3 protein-coding genes and 7 rRNA genes are annotated in these 20,326 nt (G+C 46.7%); 2 read left to right on the top strand and 8 right to left on the bottom strand.

The window, feature by feature from the left end; all coding sequences use genetic code 11:
- The first annotated feature begins 246 nt into the window (after positions 1-246).
- On the top strand, positions 247-1,683 hold the full coding sequence (locus SVI_RS02505) for a DEAD/DEAH box helicase (RefSeq protein ID WP_013049807.1): 1,437 nt from the start codon (positions 247-249) through the stop codon (positions 1,681-1,683).
- A gap of 414 nt (positions 1,684-2,097) precedes the next feature.
- Here SVI_RS02505 and dbpA read toward each other — a convergent pair whose 3' ends face one another.
- Complete coding sequence (gene dbpA / locus SVI_RS02500; protein ID WP_041420177.1) at positions 2,098-3,474, bottom strand: ATP-dependent RNA helicase DbpA; 1,377 nt, start codon at positions 3,472-3,474, stop codon at positions 2,098-2,100.
- A 715-nt stretch (positions 3,475-4,189) separates the two neighbouring features.
- On the opposite strand from dbpA, the gene SVI_RS02495 reads away from it, so the two are divergent.
- The gene (locus SVI_RS02495; protein ID WP_041419594.1) at positions 4,190-4,501 is read left to right on the top strand and encodes a hypothetical protein; all 312 of its coding nucleotides are present in this window, start codon (positions 4,190-4,192) and stop codon (positions 4,499-4,501) included.
- A gap of 1,916 nt (positions 4,502-6,417) precedes the next feature.
- Here SVI_RS02495 and rrf (SVI_RS02485) read toward each other — a convergent pair.
- The 7 genes from rrf (SVI_RS02485) to rrf (SVI_RS02455) all read right to left on the bottom strand — a co-directional run bounded on the left by rrf (SVI_RS02485) (position 6,418) and on the right by rrf (SVI_RS02455) (position 20,310).
- Positions 6,418-6,533, bottom strand: a 5S ribosomal RNA gene (gene rrf / locus SVI_RS02485).
- A 152-nt stretch (positions 6,534-6,685) separates the two neighbouring features.
- Positions 6,686-9,590, bottom strand: a 23S ribosomal RNA gene (locus SVI_RS02480).
- A 319-nt stretch (positions 9,591-9,909) separates the two neighbouring features.
- Positions 9,910-11,454, bottom strand: a 16S ribosomal RNA gene (locus SVI_RS02475).
- Positions 11,455-13,381: 1,927 nt separating this feature from the next.
- Positions 13,382-13,497: ribosomal RNA gene (gene rrf, locus SVI_RS02470) — 5S ribosomal RNA — on the bottom strand.
- Between the two features lie 158 nt (positions 13,498-13,655).
- Positions 13,656-16,560: ribosomal RNA gene (locus SVI_RS02465) — 23S ribosomal RNA — on the bottom strand.
- Positions 16,561-16,879: 319 nt separating this feature from the next.
- Positions 16,880-18,424: ribosomal RNA gene (locus SVI_RS02460) — 16S ribosomal RNA — on the bottom strand.
- Between the two features lie 1,770 nt (positions 18,425-20,194).
- Positions 20,195-20,310 (bottom strand): 5S ribosomal RNA (gene rrf / locus SVI_RS02455).
- Together the 16S, 23S and 5S rRNA genes form the textbook arrangement of a ribosomal RNA operon.
- Between the last annotated feature and the right edge of the window lie 16 nt (positions 20,311-20,326).

Raw genomic sequence — 20,326 nt, 5'->3', positions numbered from 1 at the left:
TCTTACCTTCTTACCTATTATGTCTATCAAGGAAAGTCTAAATACCCACCAGAGAAATCTAAACTAATCTTGTTAATTTAGATTTTAATAGTGCTAATAAACGCGTATTTCAATTAATCGACTATGCTGTGAACTGAAATCGGTTATAAATTAGCGCTTTCAGAGGGAATCCTGTAAGCTGCACGCCCGCCAGACCATCTGGCTCCATGAAAGCCGCTGTTTTTAGCCGCGCCAAGAGACCAATCTATGAGTTTTACCTCCCTGGGTTTATCCGCTCCGATTTTAAAAGCCGTAGCCAGTAAAGGCTATGAGACACCTTCGCCAATTCAAGCTCAAGCGATCCCCGCAGTGCTCGAAGGCAAGGATGTGATGGCAGCAGCCCAGACTGGCACAGGTAAAACTGCAGGCTTCACTCTACCTCTATTAGAGCTGTTAAGCAGAGGCAATCGTGCTCAAGCTAAAAAAGTACGCGCCCTGGTATTAACACCGACTCGTGAGCTTGCCGCTCAAGTAGCCGAGAGTGTCGAAACTTATGGTAAGTATCTACCACTTAAATCAGCAGTGATTTTCGGTGGCGTAGGCATAGGGCCACAAATTTCTAAACTAGGTAAAGGCGTCGACATATTAGTCGCCACACCTGGTCGTTTACTGGACCTATATAACCAAGGTGCGGTGAACTTCAACCAACTTGAAGTCCTGATCCTCGATGAAGCCGATCGCATGTTAGATATGGGCTTCATTCATGACATCAAAAAGATTCTTAGGGTATTACCAGCTAAACGTCAGAACCTGATGTTCTCGGCTACCTTCTCCGACGATATTCGTAAACTGGCTAAAGGCCTAGTAAACAATCCTGTCGAGATATCTGTTACCCCACGTAATGCCACGGCAAAATCCGTTGAGCAATATATCTATATGGTCGATCAGAAGCAGAAGACTGCAGCGCTGATCCACCTGATCAAGCAAAACGACTGGAAGCAGGTATTAGTATTTAGCCGTACTAAACATGGTGCAAACCGAATCGCCAAGAACCTAGAAGCTAATGACCTTACTGCAGCCGCTATTCATGGTAATAAGAGCCAAGGCGCACGTACAAAGGCACTGGCGAACTTCAAGAATGGCGCCGTTCGAGTATTAGTCGCAACCGATATCGCAGCTCGTGGTATTGATATCGACCAACTGCCTAACGTAGTTAACTTCGATCTGCCTAACGTACCAGAAGATTATGTTCATCGTATAGGCCGTACTGGTCGTGCCGGTGCTAGTGGTCAAGCGGTATCACTAGTCAGTGGTGACGAGAGCAAGCTTCTCAGAGATATAGAGCGCTTGATTAAGCAAAATATACCGCGTAAAGAAGTTGAAGGTTTTGTGCCGACTCAAATTGTAGCCGAAACCGATCTCAATGACAGCAAACATGGTCAAAACCGTGGTCCACGTAATGCCAATGGCCGCGGTAATGGCCGTAACGGTAATTCGGGCTCTCGTTCAGGCTCTCGCGATTCGCGCAGCAGCCAAGGCAAGGTCGAGCATAAAGACGGCCAACGCAGTGGTGAAGCCGCTCGCGGTCATAAGCCAAATGATAGCAACGCCAGTCACCGTAGATCTAGCTCTCAGGCTCGCACTACTAATAGCGCGAGTTCAGCAGCCTCTAAGCCATCAAATACCAGTATCTGGGGAAAGTAATTTAAACCAGCTTCCGGGATAAAAGACTGAGATACCCAGTACTAATGTTGAAAAAAAGCAGAGCAACCGCTCTGCTTTTTTGTGTCTTAATAAAGATGCTAATAGACATAAGCAAGTGATCGACTCAGAGTTATTTTTAAACTAACTGATTCAGCCGAAAAAATCAGGGCCTAGTTCTGCTAGTAATTAACGCTAACTTTATGCTATCGGCCAAGACCTAATTTAAAGCAGCTCAGTGAGCGCCTTCCTCCTCACATATATCCCTCTGATTAAAATGCACTCACACTATTCTTAATGCGAAAAAAGGGAGAGAACCTGAGTTCACTCCCTTTAAAGTTTAACTAGAAATGAGCAGCGTCCATGAATCTAGTGTCTTTTACCTAGAATATTGGACCTAAAGCCTTAGCTAACAGGCTAGCGCATTTCCCATGCACGATACGTGCGACCTTTAAGCTTGCCATTAACGATCTTGTGCAGCGCACGCTTAGCGGCTTTGCGGTCAACGGCTACATATGAGCGGAATTCAGTGATCTTAATCTTGCCAACTTCAGAACCCTTGATTCCATCTTCACCGGTAAGTGCTCCAAGAATATCGCCGGGACGAACCTTGTTCTTCTTACCACCTTCAATCTGCAGGGTAACCATCCTAGGCTGAGTCGGGAAAGTATCTAACAAATTCTCTGGTGGTAGACCTTCACTAACGATATCACGCTCCAGATACTCTTCTAGCAACTTGATCTTATAGTCATCATCTAAGGTATAGAAGGTAAAGGCCGTGCCTTTACTTCCTGCGCGTCCGGTACGACCTATACGGTGAATATGAACCTCGGTATCGAAGGCAAACTCGTAGTTAATGACCATATCTAATGCTTCGATATCTAAGCCGCGAGCGGCAACATCTGTTGCCACCATGATAGAAGCACTCTTATTGGCGAACTGCATCAGAGTAATATCTCTGTCTCTCTGCTCCAGATCACCATGAAGTGCCACTACGCTGAAGCCATCATTGGCTAATGTAGCGGCCACATCTTTCGTCTCACGCTTTGTATTACAGAAAACTACGGCGCTATCAGGGCGGTGCTGCAGCAGTAATAACCGCAACGCTTTTTGGCGATCTTTATTACTGTCGATCTGATAGAAATGCTGATCAATAGTGTTGCTATCATGAGTCGATGCAACCTTAACCATCACAGGCTTAAACATTATCTGTTCAGCAACCTTCTGGATCTGTTTAGGAAATGTGGCGCTAAATAATAAGGTCTGACGTTCACGTGGCATCTCGGCCATGATGTAGTCGAGATCTGGCAAGAAGCCCATCTCCAACATACGATCCGCTTCATCAAGCACTAAGGTGTTAACGTTTTCCAGATTTAAAAGATCACGTGACAGGTGATCGATAATACGACCTGGCGTACCCACGATAATATGAGCTCCGTGCTCTAGCGAACCAATTTGTGGCCCCATAGGCACACCACCACATAAGGTCAACACCTTGATGTTGTGAATACCACGAGCTAGAGTGCGGATCTCTTTCGCAACCTGATCGGCCAACTCTCGAGTCGGACACAAGACCAGAGACTGAATACGAAAACGTTTCACGTCTAACTTGTGCAATAGACCTAAGCCAAAAGCTGCGGTTTTGCCTGAGCCAGTTTTACCTTGGCCAATAACATCTTCACCGTTCAAGATAGCCGGTAAGCTTTGCGCCTGAATGGCTGTCATAGAGTCATAACCCATGGTCTTAAGGTTTTCAATTAACTCAGGTTTCAAGGTCAATGTCGAAAATGACATATTTGTATCTGCTTTCGGGGTATCTTGGCTCAAGGTCTATTCCTATTTTTATCACGACGACAAGCTCGTCATGAAAGCGACTACCAATGATAAACTACTGATATTCCGCTGATATAAATCGAGTTAATTAAACTAATTAGCATCCAGTGAAATCGATGATAATTAAGCTTAATAATAATGGGCGGAGTATAGCAATATTTATACTTACTTGCGCTGATAGGCTGCCGAAAATCTGAGTCCATTGAAACAAATATGCAAAAATCTGTGTATATCAATTTTTTCTTACCTAGTAAACTTAAGACTTTCAGAGCAAGTGGCTATTACCTGAGTTGCCGCTGCAAAATTGATAATTCGTTTTGAGCACGACACTATAGGTGTTCAGTAAAACACAGAAATAAGTTAATCAACAAAGTCTGACTCACAGTAAGCATCAGCTCCTATAGCCTAGAGTAACAGCAAGTGAATTATCACCAGACCAACATAGGCTATGGTTACGGGTATAGGATATTCTAGTGTCACGATTCAATCAGTCTTGTATTCATGGTCGACTGCTAAGTTATATTCAATCTATTACATAGCAATCACCAAATAGACTCAAAATGCTGCGGGTTAAAAAAAATTAGCGATTCACCATAGCTGAAGACTCGATAATCGTCTCGATTAACGTTACCCTTGCCGAAACAGCAAACATCTACTTATTTCAACGGCAAACTCTATGACTAAACCCAATATAACTAAACAGCAACTCATCGATGTTCTTCAATCCTGGGGAGAGCAGAAAATCACAGCAGACCAACTTCAAGCTTGGATGGTGACCCATTATGATCCTGATGAAATAGATGTGGGTTTAGGTGAGCCAGAATGGACCCAAGAAGCGATGAACATGGTGATGAATGAATATGAGATAGCCAAACAGCAGAAATTTCGGCTAGAGAACTTCAAGCTTGCCATAGAGTTTATTAGTAGTAATGAATCTAGATTCAATCAGACTCGCCACCTATTTCTGCAAGATGGCTTCAGTGACTAATCTGGTTTCGTGTATAGGATAATTTAGTTTAAACCTAGCTATAAACACCTGTCTTCTATACTCAATCTTAGAATAGGAGACAGTCTCAACCTTAAGCCCTAATTCTCAATACAAGGTAATGATCATCTCGTATTTACACCTTGAGCTTAGACGTTCCCCATATATAACTGAGTAATGTTCCAACAAACTCAACATCATTTTGCTCTCAGCCTAGAGTAGATTCCAATGAAAAGCAGACTCAAGAATGCCCATATGACTCGAACGAGTCACAGATAAAAAAACACCAAGAATCAGTAGAATTTGAGCGAGAAAATTCAGGAAATCTTGCTTCACTTTAAACCAAGCTCTCCCAATATTTGAGTGATCGTTTACCCAAGATAAAACAAAAAATTCTAATCCCACACGTAAGCAGAGGAAGTATGCTTAATGTGCAAGTCATAGCCCTGAATCGCTCTTCTGTAAGCAGGGACCTAACTAAACACCCCCTAACTTCCAAGACATTTTAAATATCCCTATGAGGCGGATAAGTAAGTATCGATATTGAAGGCGCACTTTTCAACCGACTTTAAGGAATCGCTCCGTTTCAGCCTGATCACTTAGAAAGATCATGATACTTGCCCAAATCCGAAAATTCAGGAATTCTCAGCATTAGTAGGATTAGTAGTTTCGAACAAAAAACAGAGGCGCCTTCCAATGGCCCAGCTTCGGATAAATCCTCCACGCTCAATGGGCGACCGCCAACAACCTGATGACCCACAAGGATGTGGCAAGCACGACTATATGGATATAGGAGGTAGAGCGAAGCAGGATGCTAGAGCCGAGGAGCAAGTCTCTACCTATCACATGAAGGAAGCATGCTTCGCATGCGCTATCTATATTCCCCATCTTCGAGTAGTCATCTTTCCAGGCTAAAACGAAAAAAGCCCGTTGCGTTAGCAACGGGATTTATCGACTATCTTTACAAGAAGCTAGGCGCTTTGAATACATAGTATTCAGCCATAATTGAACGTGGAGAAACTTCGTTTCGTAGCGGGGGAGCAAGCCACAGGGATGTGGTGAATGTCAGAAATGCATGGACGCAATTGGCTGACCAAGCTCAGCGGCGGGGCGACATCGACTCTTTATAAACCAAAGTGGCATTGCACGTACGTGCTTAAGTGGATAAGCCACCTTAATAAGGTGACTTAGTTACTGCTAAATCAGGAGCGCGCCAGTCATAGAACAAAAAGCGGAGGCGCCTTCCAATGGCCCACTGCAGACAACCATATCGACTGCATAAGCAAATACAATTGAGGTACTCATAGAAATTAGAGTTCTTGGAATGACCTAGGCTCACATGGGGGCGAAATAACAGTGCTTTGGATGCGCAGCATTCATCTGTTTTGTAGCGAGAAGCGACGCAGTCGCTGAACTGGGGAGCCCGCTCAGCGGCGGGGCGACCGCCATGGATGGCGGAAGTGTCGATATTGAAGGAGCATTAATCGACCGACATCGGGGGTAGGCATTGCACGTACGTGCTTAAGTGGGTAAGCCACCTGCCTACATTGCCGTTGGATATGGGTACCGGTAAGTACAAGCTAAACAGCCAAAACTTTGTTAAATCCCAGACGCAAAAAAGCCACCTTAATAAGGTGGCTTAGTTACTGTTAAATCAGGAGTGCACCTGTCATAGAACAAAAAGCGGAGGCGCCTTCCAATGGCCCAGCTTCGGATAAATCCTCCGCGTTAATCCCATGCATCAAGCTACGCTTGATAAACACAGGCGATATCACCCTGCTAGCACATAAAAGGAAGCATGCTTCGCATACGCTATTTATGCCCCCCATGTGAGAAAGTCATTTCAAAAGCTGCTAAACGAAAAAATCCCCAACACAAAGTGCTGGGGATTTATCGACTCTCTTTACGAGAAATTAGGCGCCTGGAAATGACCTACTCTCACATGGGGAGACCCCACACTACCATCGGCGCGATTGCGTTTCACTTCTGAGTTCGAGATGGGTTCAGGTGGTGCCACAATGCTATGGTTTCCAGACTAATTTGGTAAATTTGAAAAGCTGGCTATTCAGAATCTTTTAAAATATTCTAAATAGCTTTATAAATAATTCAGTTCGACTTAAATCAAGTTCGTATTCTTTTGTGCTTGTAAAGTAATCATCATTAACGCTACAAACCCATCTGGGTTGTATGGTTAAGCCTCACGAGTCATTAGTACAGGTTAGCTCAACGCCTCACAACGCTTACACACCCTGCCTATCAACGTCCTAGTCTCGAACGGCTCTTTAGAGGAATTAAATTCCTAGGGATGACTCATCTTAGGACTCGCTTCCCGCTTAGATGCTTTCAGCGGTTATCGATTCCGAACGTAGCTACCGGGCAATGCTATTGGCATAACAACCCGAACACCAGCGGTTCGTCCACTCCGGTCCTCTCGTACTAGGAGCAGCTTCCTTCAATCATCCAACGCCCACGGCAGATAGGGACCGAACTGTCTCACGACGTTCTGAACCCAGCTCGCGTACCACTTTAAATGGCGAACAGCCATACCCTTGGGACCGACTTCAGCCCCAGGATGTGATGAGCCGACATCGAGGTGCCAAACACCGCCGTCGATATGAACTCTTGGGCGGTATCAGCCTGTTATCCCCGGCGTACCTTTTATCCGTTGAGCGATGGCCCTTCCATACAGAACCACCGGATCACTATGACCTACTTTCGTACCTGCTCGACGTGTATGTCTCGCAGTTAAGCTGGCTTATGCCATTGCACTAACCGTACGATGTCCGACCGTACTTAGCCAACCTTCGTGCTCCTCCGTTACTCTTTGGGAGGAGACCGCCCCAGTCAAACTACCCACCAGACACTGTCCTCAACCCCGATTCAGGGGCCTAAGTTAGAACATCAAAACTACAAGGGTGGTATTTCAAGGTTGACTCCACAAAAACTAGCGTCTCTGCTTCAAAGTCTCCCACCTATCCTACACATGTAGGTTCAATGTTCAGTGCCAAGCTATAGTAAAGGTGCACGGGGTCTTTCCGTCTAGCCGCGGGTATACGGCATCTTCACCGCAATTTCAACTTCACTGAGTCTCGGCTGGAGACAGCGTGGCCATCATTACGCCATTCGTGCAGGTCGGAACTTACCCGACAAGGAATTTCGCTACCTTAGGACCGTTATAGTTACGGCCGCCGTTTACCGGGGCTTCGATCATGAGCTTCTCCGAAGATAACCCAATCAATTAACCTTCCGGCACCGGGCAGGCGTCATACCGTATACTTCCTCTTGCGAGTTTGCACAGTACTGTGTTTTTGATAAACAGTTGCAGCCACCTGGTATCTGCGACTCCCGGCAGCTTAGAGAGCAAGTCTCATCACCGCTGGGAGCGTACCTTCTCCCGAAGTTACGGTACCATTTTGCCTAGTTCCTTCAGCCGAGTTCTCTCAAGCGCCTTGGTATTCTCTACCCAACCACCTGTGTCGGTTTGGGGTACGATTCCTACTAACCTGAAGCTTAGAAGATTTTCCTGGAAGCATGGCATCAACTACTTCATCACCTTAGTGACTCGTCATCAGTCCTCAGTCTTGCAATTTAATGCGTATTCCCGGATTTGCCTAAGAATACAACCTACAACCTTAAACGCGGACAACCAACGCCGCGCTAGCCTAGCCTTCTCCGTCTCTCCATCGCAGTTAGTAGAAGTACAGGAATATTAACCTGTTTCCCATCGATTACGCCTTTCGGCCTCACCTTAGGGGTCGACTTACCCTGCCCTGATTAACATTGGACAGGAAACCTTGGTCTTTCGGCGAGGGAGTTTTTCACTCCCTTTATCGTTACTCATGTCAGCATTCGCACTTCTGATACCTCCAGGATGGGTTACCCCTTTCCCTTCAACGGCTTACAGAACGCTCCTCTACCGCTTGCTAGTAAACTAGCAAACCCATAGCTTCGGTGTATTGCTTAGCCCCGTTAAATCTTCCGCGCAGGCCGACTCGACTAGTGAGCTATTACGCTTTCTTTAAAAGATGGCTGCTTCTAAGCCAACTTCCTAGCTGTCTAAGCCTTCCCACATCGTTTCCCACTTAGCAATAACTTTGGGACCTTAGCTGATGGTCTGGGTTGTTTCCCTTTTCACGACGGACGTTAGCACCCGCCGTGTGTCTCCCGAGTAGTACTCATTGGTATTCGGAGTTTGCAAAGGGTTGGTAAGTCGGGATGACCCCCTAGCCTTAACAGTGCTCTACCCCCAATGGTATTCGCTCGAGGCGCTACCTAAATAGCTTTCGAGGAGAACCAGATATCTCCCGGTTTGATTGGCCTTTCACCCCCATCCACAAGTCATCCGCTCATTTTTCAACATAAGTCGGTTCGGTCCTCCAGTTGATGTTACTCAACCTTCAACCTGCCCATGGATAGATCACCGGGTTTCGGGTCTACACCTTGCAACTAAACGCGCAGTTAACACTCGGTTTCCCTACGGCTCCGCTATTCGCTTAACCTCGCTACAAAATGTAAGTCGCTGACCCATTATACAAAAGGTACGCAGTCACGGTCTCAAGAACCGCTCCCACTGCTTGTACGTATACGGTTTCAGGTTCTATTTCACTCCCCTCACAGGGGTTCTTTTCGCCTTTCCCTCACGGTACTGGTTCACTATCGGTCAGTCAGGAGTATTTAGCCTTGGAGGATGGTCCCCCCATGTTCAGACAAGATGTCACGTGTCCCGTCCTACTCGTTTTCATCTATAGTTAGTTTTCATGTACGGGGCTATCACCCTGTGCCGCTGAGCTTTCCAACTCATTCCACTAACACCCTATAGACTTAAGGGCTAATCCCCGTTCGCTCGCCGCTACTAGGGGAATCTCGGTTGATTTCTTTTCCTCCGGGTACTTAGATGTTTCAGTTCCCCGGGTTTGCCTCACATACCTATGTATTCAGTATGTGATACTCACTTATGTGAGTGGGTTTCCCCATTCGGATATCGTTAGCTCAAATGCTTGTTACTAGCTCGCCAACGCTTTTCGCAAGTTACTACGTCCTTCATCGCCTCTGACTGCCAAGGCATCCACCGTATACGCTTAGTCACTTAACCATACAACCCACATAAGTTTGAAACTAATATGAATAGTAATGCAACTAATGGTGTTTACTTTCGCCAAAAGAATACTCTTGAAGCATATTGCTATGCTTCGGCACTTGATTTAAGTGTTTGAGAACTCAATTATTTATTTATTTTTCGCGCTAATGCTATTAATAACAACTTACAAGTAAGTCATTATCCCTTTCGCATTAACACTATCAGCTTTCCAAATTTTTAAAGAACAAACAACACCGTAAAGGTGCGTTTCTCGCTCTAACAAGAACAAGTTATCTGTGTGAACACTCAGCAAATATTGAGTTAGTCGTATAGGTAAGGAGGTGATCCAGCCCCAGGTTCCCCTAGGGCTACCTTGTTACGACTTCACCCCAGTCATGAACCACACCGTGGTAAACGCCCTCCCCGAAGGGTTAAGCTATCTACTTCTGGTGCAGCCCACTCCCATGGTGTGACGGGCGGTGTGTACAAGGCCCGGGAACGTATTCACCGTGACATTCTGATTCACGATTACTAGCGATTCCGACTTCACGGAGTCGAGTTGCAGACTCCGATCCGGACTACGACCGGCTTTGTGGGATTAGCTTGACCTCGCGGCGTTGCGACCCTCTGTACCGACCATTGTAGCACGTGTGTAGCCCTACTCGTAAGGGCCATGATGACTTGACGTCGTCCCCACCTTCCTCCGGTTTATCACCGGCAGTCTCCCTAAAGTTCCCACCATTACGTGCTGGCAAATAAGGATAAGGGTTGCGCTCGTTGCGGGACTTAACCCAACATTTCACAACACGAGCTGACGACAGCCATGCAGCACCTGTCTCATAGTTCCCGAAGGCACCAAGCTATCTCTAGCGAGTTCTATGGATGTCAAGAGTAGGTAAGGTTCTTCGCGTTGCATCGAATTAAACCACATGCTCCACCGCTTGTGCGGGCCCCCGTCAATTCATTTGAGTTTTAACCTTGCGGCCGTACTCCCCAGGCGGTCTACTTAATGCGTTAGCTTGGGAACCCAGTGTTCAAGACACCAAATTCCGAGTAGACATCGTTTACGGCGTGGACTACCAGGGTATCTAATCCTGTTTGCTCCCCACGCTTTCGTACCTGAGCGTCAGTCTTTGTCCAGGGGGCCGCCTTCGCCACCGGTATTCCTTCAGATCTCTACGCATTTCACCGCTACACCTGAAATTCTACCCCCCTCTACAAGACTCTAGTTTGCCAGTTCAAAATGCAATTCCCAGGTTGAGCCCGGGGCTTTCACATCTTGCTTAACAAACCGCCTGCGTACGCTTTACGCCCAGTAATTCCGATTAACGCTTGCACCCCTCGTATTACCGCGGCTGCTGGCACGAAGTTAGCCGGTGCTTCTTCTGCGAGTAACGTCACAGTAAGCAGTTATTAACTACCTACCTTTCCTCCTCGCTGAAAGTGCTTTACAACCCGAAGGCCTTCTTCACACACGCGGCATGGCTGCATCAGGCTTTCGCCCATTGTGCAATATTCCCCACTGCTGCCTCCCGTAGGAGTCTGGACCGTGTCTCAGTTCCAGTGTGGCTGATCATCCTCTCAGACCAGCTAGGGATCGTCGCCTTGGTAAGCCATTACCTTACCAACTAGCTAATCCCACCTAGGTACATCCAATCGCGAAAGGCCCGAAGGTCCCCTCCTTTCCCCCGTAGGGCGTATGCGGTATTAGCAGTCGTTTCCAACTGTTATCCCCCTCGACTGGGCAGTTCCCTAGGCATTACTCACCCGTCCGCCGCTCGACAGCAAAGTAGCAAGCTACTTTCTGTTTCCGCTCGACTTGCATGTGTTAGGCCTGCCGCCAGCGTTCAATCTGAGCCATGATCAAACTCTTCAATTAAAGTTCTTTTGATGCACCCTCTTTCGAAGATGACATCGGCTCAATGAATTATACTGTTTTTCACTAACCCGAAGGTCAATGAAGCTTACATATTTTGCTTCTTTGAATTTACTTTCTCGAAAGAAAGTAGAAACCAAAGTCGCTATGGTCACTCAGTGGTTCATCGAGTTAAATTTTTGATTGCTCATCCTTTACTAGAAAGAGTGAAGCAATTTCGAATAACTCAACACCTGTGAGTGTCCACACAGATTTCTTGTTTTGTATTGTTAAAGAGCGTGGTGCTAAGTAGCACCGCCGTTGACGCTAGGTCGTTGGCTTGAGGAGGCGTATTCTACACTCTCCGTGGTTGGCGTCAAGGGCTTTTAAAAATTTAATTTTAACCGCTTACTTATTGCCCTGACTGGGTTTCAGCTTCGTTTAAGAAGACTGGTTTGCCGTGTCAGTGGATGCGCATTATAGGGGATTTCGATGTGAGCACAAGGGCTATTTAGACTAATACTGACATATTTTAAAAACAATGATTTAAGCACAAGCTACCCACCAGTTATCCACTAACTTACCCACAAAATAGCTGGTTACCACTTAAACCATATTGGTTTACAACTAACTTCAGTCACCAAGTATAGATCCAGAATCCATCAAGCTCACTGTAATACAGCTATTTTATATTTATCTAGCTAGGAAGTTCTTATCAGTAGCAGGCTAGAACAAGTAATAATATCGGATATCATAAGTGTTTCTATTCACCTCATACCATAATCAGATTAACCGATCTCTGCAGATCCTTCTCTTGAGCCTTTACTGATCAGCTCTATACATATCCCAAATTCTTATACCTATACTAACGAGTGAATATTCTGGGCAGCATAAGATAGTGATCGACTCAGATTTATTGGACTCACTAACTCAAGCAAGTGAAAGAGTGAAAGAGTGAAAGAAGATCCTACAGCTATTATTCACACATAAGTTGACCGCTAAAGCACAAATTCTTTGCGACATAACTCTTAGCGTTTAAGAATAAGAACTTACCCCAACCAAAACCATCTTATCCCAATGACTTCTTCACAGTTAAATTAAGGGTGCCTCAGTAAATATTCCATTCAGCCCCTCTAGGTCTACACATAGGGAGGAATTACGGCGCTTTGGATGCGTAGTTTGGAACAAAAAGCTGAGCCGCCTTCAAATGGTCCGGCTTCGGATAAATCCTCCGCTTTGTCCACAATGCCCATCTCACCCATTCTACATGGGTATTGAGCCTAACTACGTTCGGGCTTTATCGACTCTCTTTACGAGAAATTAGGCGCCTGCCTGGAAATGAACAACTCTCGTAGTCCACGAAGTGGACACATGGGGGCGAAATAACAGTGCTTTGGATGCGCAGCATTCAACTGTTTTGTAGCGAGAAGCGACGCAGTCGCTGAACTGGGGAGCCCGCTCAGCGGCGGGGCGACCGCCATGGATGGCGGAAGTGTCGATATTGAAGGAGCATTTATCGACCGACATCGGGGGTAGGCATTGCACGTACGTGCTTAAGTGGGTAAGCCACCTGCCTACATTGCCGTTGGATATGGGTACCGGTAAGTACAAGCTAAACAGCTAAAACTTTATTAAATTCCAGACGCAAAAAAGCCACCTTATTCAGGTGGCTTAGTTACTGTTAAATCAGGAGTGCGCCTGTTATAGAACAAAAGGTGGAGGCGCCTTCCAATGGCCCAGCTTCGGATAAATCCTCCGCGTTAATCCCATGCATCAAGCTACGCTTGATAAACACAGGCGATATCACCCTGCTAGCACATAAAAGGAAGCATGCTTCGCATACGCTATTTATGCCCCCCATGTGAGAAAGTCATTTCAAAAGCTGCTAAACGAAAAAACCCCCAACACAAAGTGCTGGGGATTTATCGACTCTCTTTACGAGAAATTAGGCGCCTGGAAATGACCTACTCTCACATGGGGAGACCCCACACTACCATCGGCGCGATTGCGTTTCACTTCTGAGTTCGAGATGGGTTCAGGTGGTGCCACAATGCTATGGTTTCCAGACTAATTTGGTAAATTTGAAAAGCTGTCTATTCAAAATCTTTTAAAATATTCTAAATAGCTTTAAATAAAAGTAATAATTGGTTCGACTTAAATCAAGTTCGTATTCTTTTGTGCTTGTAAAGTAATCATCATTAACGCTACAAACCCATCTGGGTTGTATGGTTAAGCCTCACGAGTCATTAGTACAGGTTAGCTCAACGCCTCACAACGCTTACACACCCTGCCTATCAACGTCCTAGTCTCGAACGGCTCTTTAGAGGAATTAAATTCCTAGGGATGACTCATCTTAGGACTCGCTTCCCGCTTAGATGCTTTCAGCGGTTATCGATTCCGAACGTAGCTACCGGGCAATGCTATTGGCATAACAACCCGAACACCAGCGGTTCGTCCACTCCGGTCCTCTCGTACTAGGAGCAGCTTCCTTCAATCATCCAACGCCCACGGCAGATAGGGACCGAACTGTCTCACGACGTTCTGAACCCAGCTCGCGTACCACTTTAAATGGCGAACAGCCATACCCTTGGGACCGACTTCAGCCCCAGGATGTGATGAGCCGACATCGAGGTGCCAAACACCGCCGTCGATATGAACTCTTGGGCGGTATCAGCCTGTTATCCCCGGCGTACCTTTTATCCGTTGAGCGATGGCCCTTCCATACAGAACCACCGGATCACTATGACCTACTTTCGTACCTGCTCGACGTGTATGTCTCGCAGTTAAGCTGGCTTATGCCATTGCACTAACCGTACGATGTCCGACCGTACTTAGCCAACCTTCGTGCTCCTCCGTTACTCTTTGGGAGGAGACCGCCCCAGTCAAACTACCCACCAGACACTGTCCTCAACCCCGATTCAGGGGCCTAAGTTAGAACATCAAAACTACAAGGGTGGTATTTCAAGGTTGACTCCACAAAAACTAGCGTCTCTGCTTCAAAGTCTCCCACCTATCCTACACATGTAGGTTCAATGTTCAGTGCCAAGCTATAGTAAAGGTGCACGGGGTCTTTCCGTCTAGCCGCGGGTATACGGCATCTTCACCGCAATTTCAACTTCACTGAGTCTCGGCTGGAGACAGCGTGGCCATCATTACGCCATTCGTGCAGGTCGGAACTTACCCGACAAGGAATTTCGCTACCTTAGGACCGTTATAGTTACGGCCGCCGTTTACCGGGGCTTCGATCATGAGCTTCTCCGAAGATAACCCAATCAATTAACCTTCCGGCACCGGGCAGGCGTCATACCGTATACTTCCTCTTGCGAGTTTGCACAGTACTGTGTTTTTGATAAACAGTTGCAGCCACCTGGTATCTGCGACTCCCGGCAGCTTAGAGAGCAAGTCTCATCACCGCTGGGAGCGTACCTTCTCCCGAAGTTACGGTACCATTTTGCCTAGTTCCTTCAGCCGAGTTCTCTCAAGCGCCTTGGTATTCTCTACCCAACCACCTGTGTCGGTTTGGGGTACGATTCCTACTAACCTGAAGCTTAGAAGATTTTCCTGGAAGCATGGCATCAACTACTTCATCACCTTAGTGACTCGTCATCAGTCCTCAGTCTTGCAATTTAATGCGTATTCCCGGATTTGCCTAAGAATACAACCTACAACCTTAAACGCGGACAACCAACGCCGCGCTAGCCTAGCCTTCTCCGTCTCTCCATCGCAGTTAGTAGAAGTACAGGAATATTAACCTGTTTCCCATCGATTACGCCTTTCGGCCTCACCTTAGGGGTCGACTTACCCTGCCCTGATTAACATTGGACAGGAAACCTTGGTCTTTCGGCGAGGGAGTTTTTCACTCCCTTTATCGTTACTCATGTCAGCATTCGCACTTCTGATACCTCCAGGATGGGTTACCCCTTTCCCTTCAACGGCTTACAGAACGCTCCTCTACCGCTTGCTAGTAAACTAGCAAACCCATAGCTTCGGTGTATTGCTTAGCCCCGTTAAATCTTCCGCGCAGGCCGACTCGACTAGTGAGCTATTACGCTTTCTTTAAAAGATGGCTGCTTCTAAGCCAACTTCCTAGCTGTCTAAGCCTTCCCACATCGTTTCCCACTTAGCAATAACTTTGGGACCTTAGCTGATGGTCTGGGTTGTTTCCCTTTTCACGACGGACGTTAGCACCCGCCGTGTGTCTCCCGAGTAGTACTCATTGGTATTCGGAGTTTGCAAAGGGTTGGTAAGTCGGGATGACCCCCTAGCCTTAACAGTGCTCTACCCCCAATGGTATTCGCTCGAGGCGCTACCTAAATAGCTTTCGAGGAGAACCAGATATCTCCCGGTTTGATTGGCCTTTCACCCCCATCCACAAGTCATCCGCTCATTTTTCAACATAAGTCGGTTCGGTCCTCCAGTTGATGTTACTCAACCTTCAACCTGCCCATGGATAGATCACCGGGTTTCGGGTCTACACCTTGCAACTAAACGCGCAGTTAACACTCGGTTTCCCTACGGCTCCGCTATTCGCTTAACCTCGCTACAAAATGTAAGTCGCTGACCCATTATACAAAAGGTACGCAGTCACGGTCTCAAGAACCGCTCCCACTGCTTGTACGTATACGGTTTCAGGTTCTATTTCACTCCCCTCACAGGGGTTCTTTTCGCCTTTCCCTCACGGTACTGGTTCACTATCGGTCAGTCAGGAGTATTTAGCCTTGGAGGATGGTCCCCCCATGTTCAGACAAGATGTCACGTGTCCCGTCCTACTCGTTTTCATCTATGGTTAGTTTTCATGTACGGGGCTATCACCCTGTGCCGCTGAGCTTTCCAACTCATTCCACTAACACCCCATAGACTTAAGGGCTAATCCCCGTTCGCTCGCCGCTACTAGGGGAATCTCGGTTGATTTCTTTTCCTCCGGGTACTTAGATGTTTCAGTTCCCCGGGTTTGCCTCACATACCTATGTATTCAGTATGTGATACTCACTTATGTGAGTGGGTTTCCCCATTCGGATATCGTTAGCTCAAATGCTTGTTACTAGCTCGCCAACGCTTTTCGCAAGTTACTACGTCCTTCATCGCCTCTGACTGCCAAGGCATCCACCGTATACGCTTAGTCACTTAACCATACAACCCACATAAGTTTGAAACTAATATGAATAGTAATGCAACTAATGGTGTTTACTTTCGCCAAAAGAATACTCTTGAAGCATATTGCTATGCTTCGGCACTTGATTTAAGTGTTTGAGAACTCAATTATTTATTTATTTTTCGCGCTAATGCTATTAATAACAACTTACAAGTAAGTCATTATCCCTTTCGCATTAACACTATCAGCTTTCCAAATTTTTAAAGAACAAACAACACCGTAAAGGTGCGTTTCTCGCTCTAACAAGAACAAGTTATCTGTGTGAACACTCAGCAAATATTGAGTTAGTCGTATAGGTAAGGAGGTGATCCAGCCCCAGGTTCCCCTAGGGCTACCTTGTTACGACTTCACCCCAGTCATGAACCACACCGTGGTAAACGCCCTCCCCGAAGGGTTAAGCTATCTACTTCTGGTGCAGCCCACTCCCATGGTGTGACGGGCGGTGTGTACAAGGCCCGGGAACGTATTCACCGTGACATTCTGATTCACGATTACTAGCGATTCCGACTTCACGGAGTCGAGTTGCAGACTCCGATCCGGACTACGACCGGCTTTGTGGGATTAGCTTGACCTCGCGGCGTTGCGACCCTCTGTACCGACCATTGTAGCACGTGTGTAGCCCTACTCGTAAGGGCCATGATGACTTGACGTCGTCCCCACCTTCCTCCGGTTTATCACCGGCAGTCTCCCTAAAGTTCCCACCATTACGTGCTGGCAAATAAGGATAAGGGTTGCGCTCGTTGCGGGACTTAACCCAACATTTCACAACACGAGCTGACGACAGCCATGCAGCACCTGTCTCATAGTTCCCGAAGGCACCAAGCTATCTCTAGCGAGTTCTATGGATGTCAAGAGTAGGTAAGGTTCTTCGCGTTGCATCGAATTAAACCACATGCTCCACCGCTTGTGCGGGCCCCCGTCAATTCATTTGAGTTTTAACCTTGCGGCCGTACTCCCCAGGCGGTCTACTTAATGCGTTAGCTTGGGAACCCAGTGTTCAAGACACCAAATTCCGAGTAGACATCGTTTACGGCGTGGACTACCAGGGTATCTAATCCTGTTTGCTCCCCACGCTTTCGTACCTGAGCGTCAGTCTTTGTCCAGGGGGCCGCCTTCGCCACCGGTATTCCTTCAGATCTCTACGCATTTCACCGCTACACCTGAAATTCTACCCCCCTCTACAAGACTCTAGTTTGCCAGTTCAAAATGCAATTCCCAGGTTGAGCCCGGGGCTTTCACATCTTGCTTAACAAACCGCCTGCGTACGCTTTACGCCCAGTAATTCCGATTAACGCTTGCACCCCTCGTATTACCGCGGCTGCTGGCACGAAGTTAGCCGGTGCTTCTTCTGCGAGTAACGTCACAGCAAGCAGTTATTAACTACCTACCTTTCCTCCTCGCTGAAAGTGCTTTACAACCCGAAGGCCTTCTTCACACACGCGGCATGGCTGCATCAGGCTTTCGCCCATTGTGCAATATTCCCCACTGCTGCCTCCCGTAGGAGTCTGGACCGTGTCTCAGTTCCAGTGTGGCTGATCATCCTCTCAGACCAGCTAGGGATCGTTGCCTTGGTAAGCCATTACCTTACCAACTAGCTAATCCCACCTAGGTACATCCAATCGCGAAAGGCCCGAAGGTCCCCTCCTTTCCCCCGTAGGGCGTATGCGGTATTAGCAGTCGTTTCCAACTGTTATCCCCCTCGACTGGGCAGTTCCCTAGGCATTACTCACCCGTCCGCCGCTCGACAGCAAAGTAGCAAGCTACTTTCTGTTTCCGCTCGACTTGCATGTGTTAGGCCTGCCGCCAGCGTTCAATCTGAGCCATGATCAAACTCTTCAATTAAAGTTCTTTTGATGCATCCTCTTTCGAAGATGACATCGGCTCAATGAATTATACTGTTTTTCACTAACCCGAAGGTCAATGAAGCTTACATATTTTGCTTCTTTGAATTTACTTTCTCGAAAGAAAGTAGAAACCAAAGTTGCTATGGTCACTCAGTGGTTCATCGAGTTAAATTTTTGATTGCTCATCCTTTACTAGAAAGAGTGAAGCAATTTCGAATAACTCAACACCTGTGAGTGTCCACACAGATTTCTTGTTTTGTATTGTTAAAGAACGTGGTGCTAAGTAGCACCGCCGTTGACGCTAGGTCGTTGGCTTGAGGAGGCGTATTCTACACTCTCCGTGGTTGGCGTCAAGGGCTTTTAAAAATTTAATTTTAACCGCTTACTTATTGCCCTGACTGGGTTTCAGCTTCGTTTAAGAAGACTGGTTTGCCGTGTCAGTGGATGCGCATTATAGGGGATTTCGATGTGAGCACAAGGGCTATTTAGACTAATGCTGACATATTTTAAAAACAGTCATTTAAGCACAAGCTACCCACCAGTTATCCACTAACTTACCCACAAAATAGCTGGTTACCACTTAAACCATAGCGGTTTACAGCTAATCTCAGTCACCAAGTATAGATACAGAATCCATCAAGCTCACTGCAATACAGCTATTTTTATTTATCTAGTCAGGTAGTTCTTATCAGTAGCTGGCTAGAACGAGCAATTACATAAGAAGTATTATGTTTTTCCTATTCACCTAATACAGTAATCAGATTTAGCCGGTATCTTATATGTCATTCACTGAATCTTTGCTCATCTACCCTAGACACATTTCTAATTCTTATACCTATACTAATGAGTGAATATTCTGGGCAGCATAAGACAGTGATCGACTCTGATTTATTGGACTCACTAATTCAAGCGAATGAATGAGTGAAAGATGATCCTACTGCTGTTATTCACGCGGATGTTGACCGCTAACGCATAAATCCTTTGCGACATAACTCTTGGCGATCAAGGAGAAGTACTTCCGGTACAAAAAAGCGGATGCGCCTTCCAATGGCCCATCTTCGCCCCATACTCCAGACAACCATATCGACTGCATAAGCAAATACAATTGTTGTACTCATAGGAATTAGAGTTCTTGGAAATGACCTAGGAACACATGGGGGTGAAATTACGGCGCTTTGGATACGCAGTATTCAGCCATAATTGAACGCGGAGAAACTTCGTTTCGTAGCGGGAGAGCCCGCTCAGCGGCGGGGCGACCGCCATGGATGGCGGAAGTGTCGATATTGAAGGAGCATTTATCGACCGACATCGGGGGTAGGCATTGCACGTACTTGCTTAAGTGGGTAAGCCACCTGCCTACATTGCCGTTGGATATGGGTACCGGTAAGTACAAGCTAAACAGCCAAAACTTTATTAAATCCCAGACGCAAAAAAGCCACCTTAATAAGGTGGCTTAGTTACTGTTAAATCAGGAGTGCACCTGTCATAGAACAAAAAGCGGAGGCGCCTTCCAATGGCCCGGCTTCGGATAAATCCTCCGCGTTCAGACCCAGCATCAAGCTACGCTTGATAAGCGCAAGGACTTCACCCTACGACCCACAGGGACGTGGGAAGTGTCGAGATTGCAGGAGAAAATATCTACCTATCACATGGAATGAACCTCACTGCGTTCGGGCTTTTACATTCCCCATGTGAGAAAGTCATTTCAAAAGCTGTTAAACGAAAAAATCCCCAACACAAAGTGCTGGGGATTTATCGTTTATTAGGCGCCTGGAAATGACCTACTCTCACATGGGGAGACCCCACACTACCATCGGCGCGATTGCGTTTCACTTCTGAGTTCGAGATGGGTTCAGGTGGTGCCACAATGCTATGGTTTCCAGACTAATTTGGTAAATTT

The organism is Shewanella violacea DSS12 (assembly GCF_000091325.1).
Lineage (GTDB): Bacteria > Pseudomonadota > Gammaproteobacteria > Enterobacterales > Shewanellaceae > Shewanella > Shewanella violacea.
This window is presented reverse-complemented; position numbering and strand designations above follow the sequence as displayed.

Bases quoted from the DNA above. Each gene is read 5' to 3' on its own strand.
- SVI_RS02505 (WP_013049807.1), top strand. From the start codon at position 247: ATGAGTTTTACCTCCCTGGGTTTATCCGCTCCGATTTTAAAAGCCGTA.
- dbpA (WP_041420177.1), bottom strand. From the start codon at position 3,474: ATGTCATTTTCGACATTGACCTTGAAACCTGAGTTAATTGAAAACCTT.
- SVI_RS02495 (WP_041419594.1), top strand. From the start codon at position 4,190: ATGACTAAACCCAATATAACTAAACAGCAACTCATCGATGTTCTTCAA.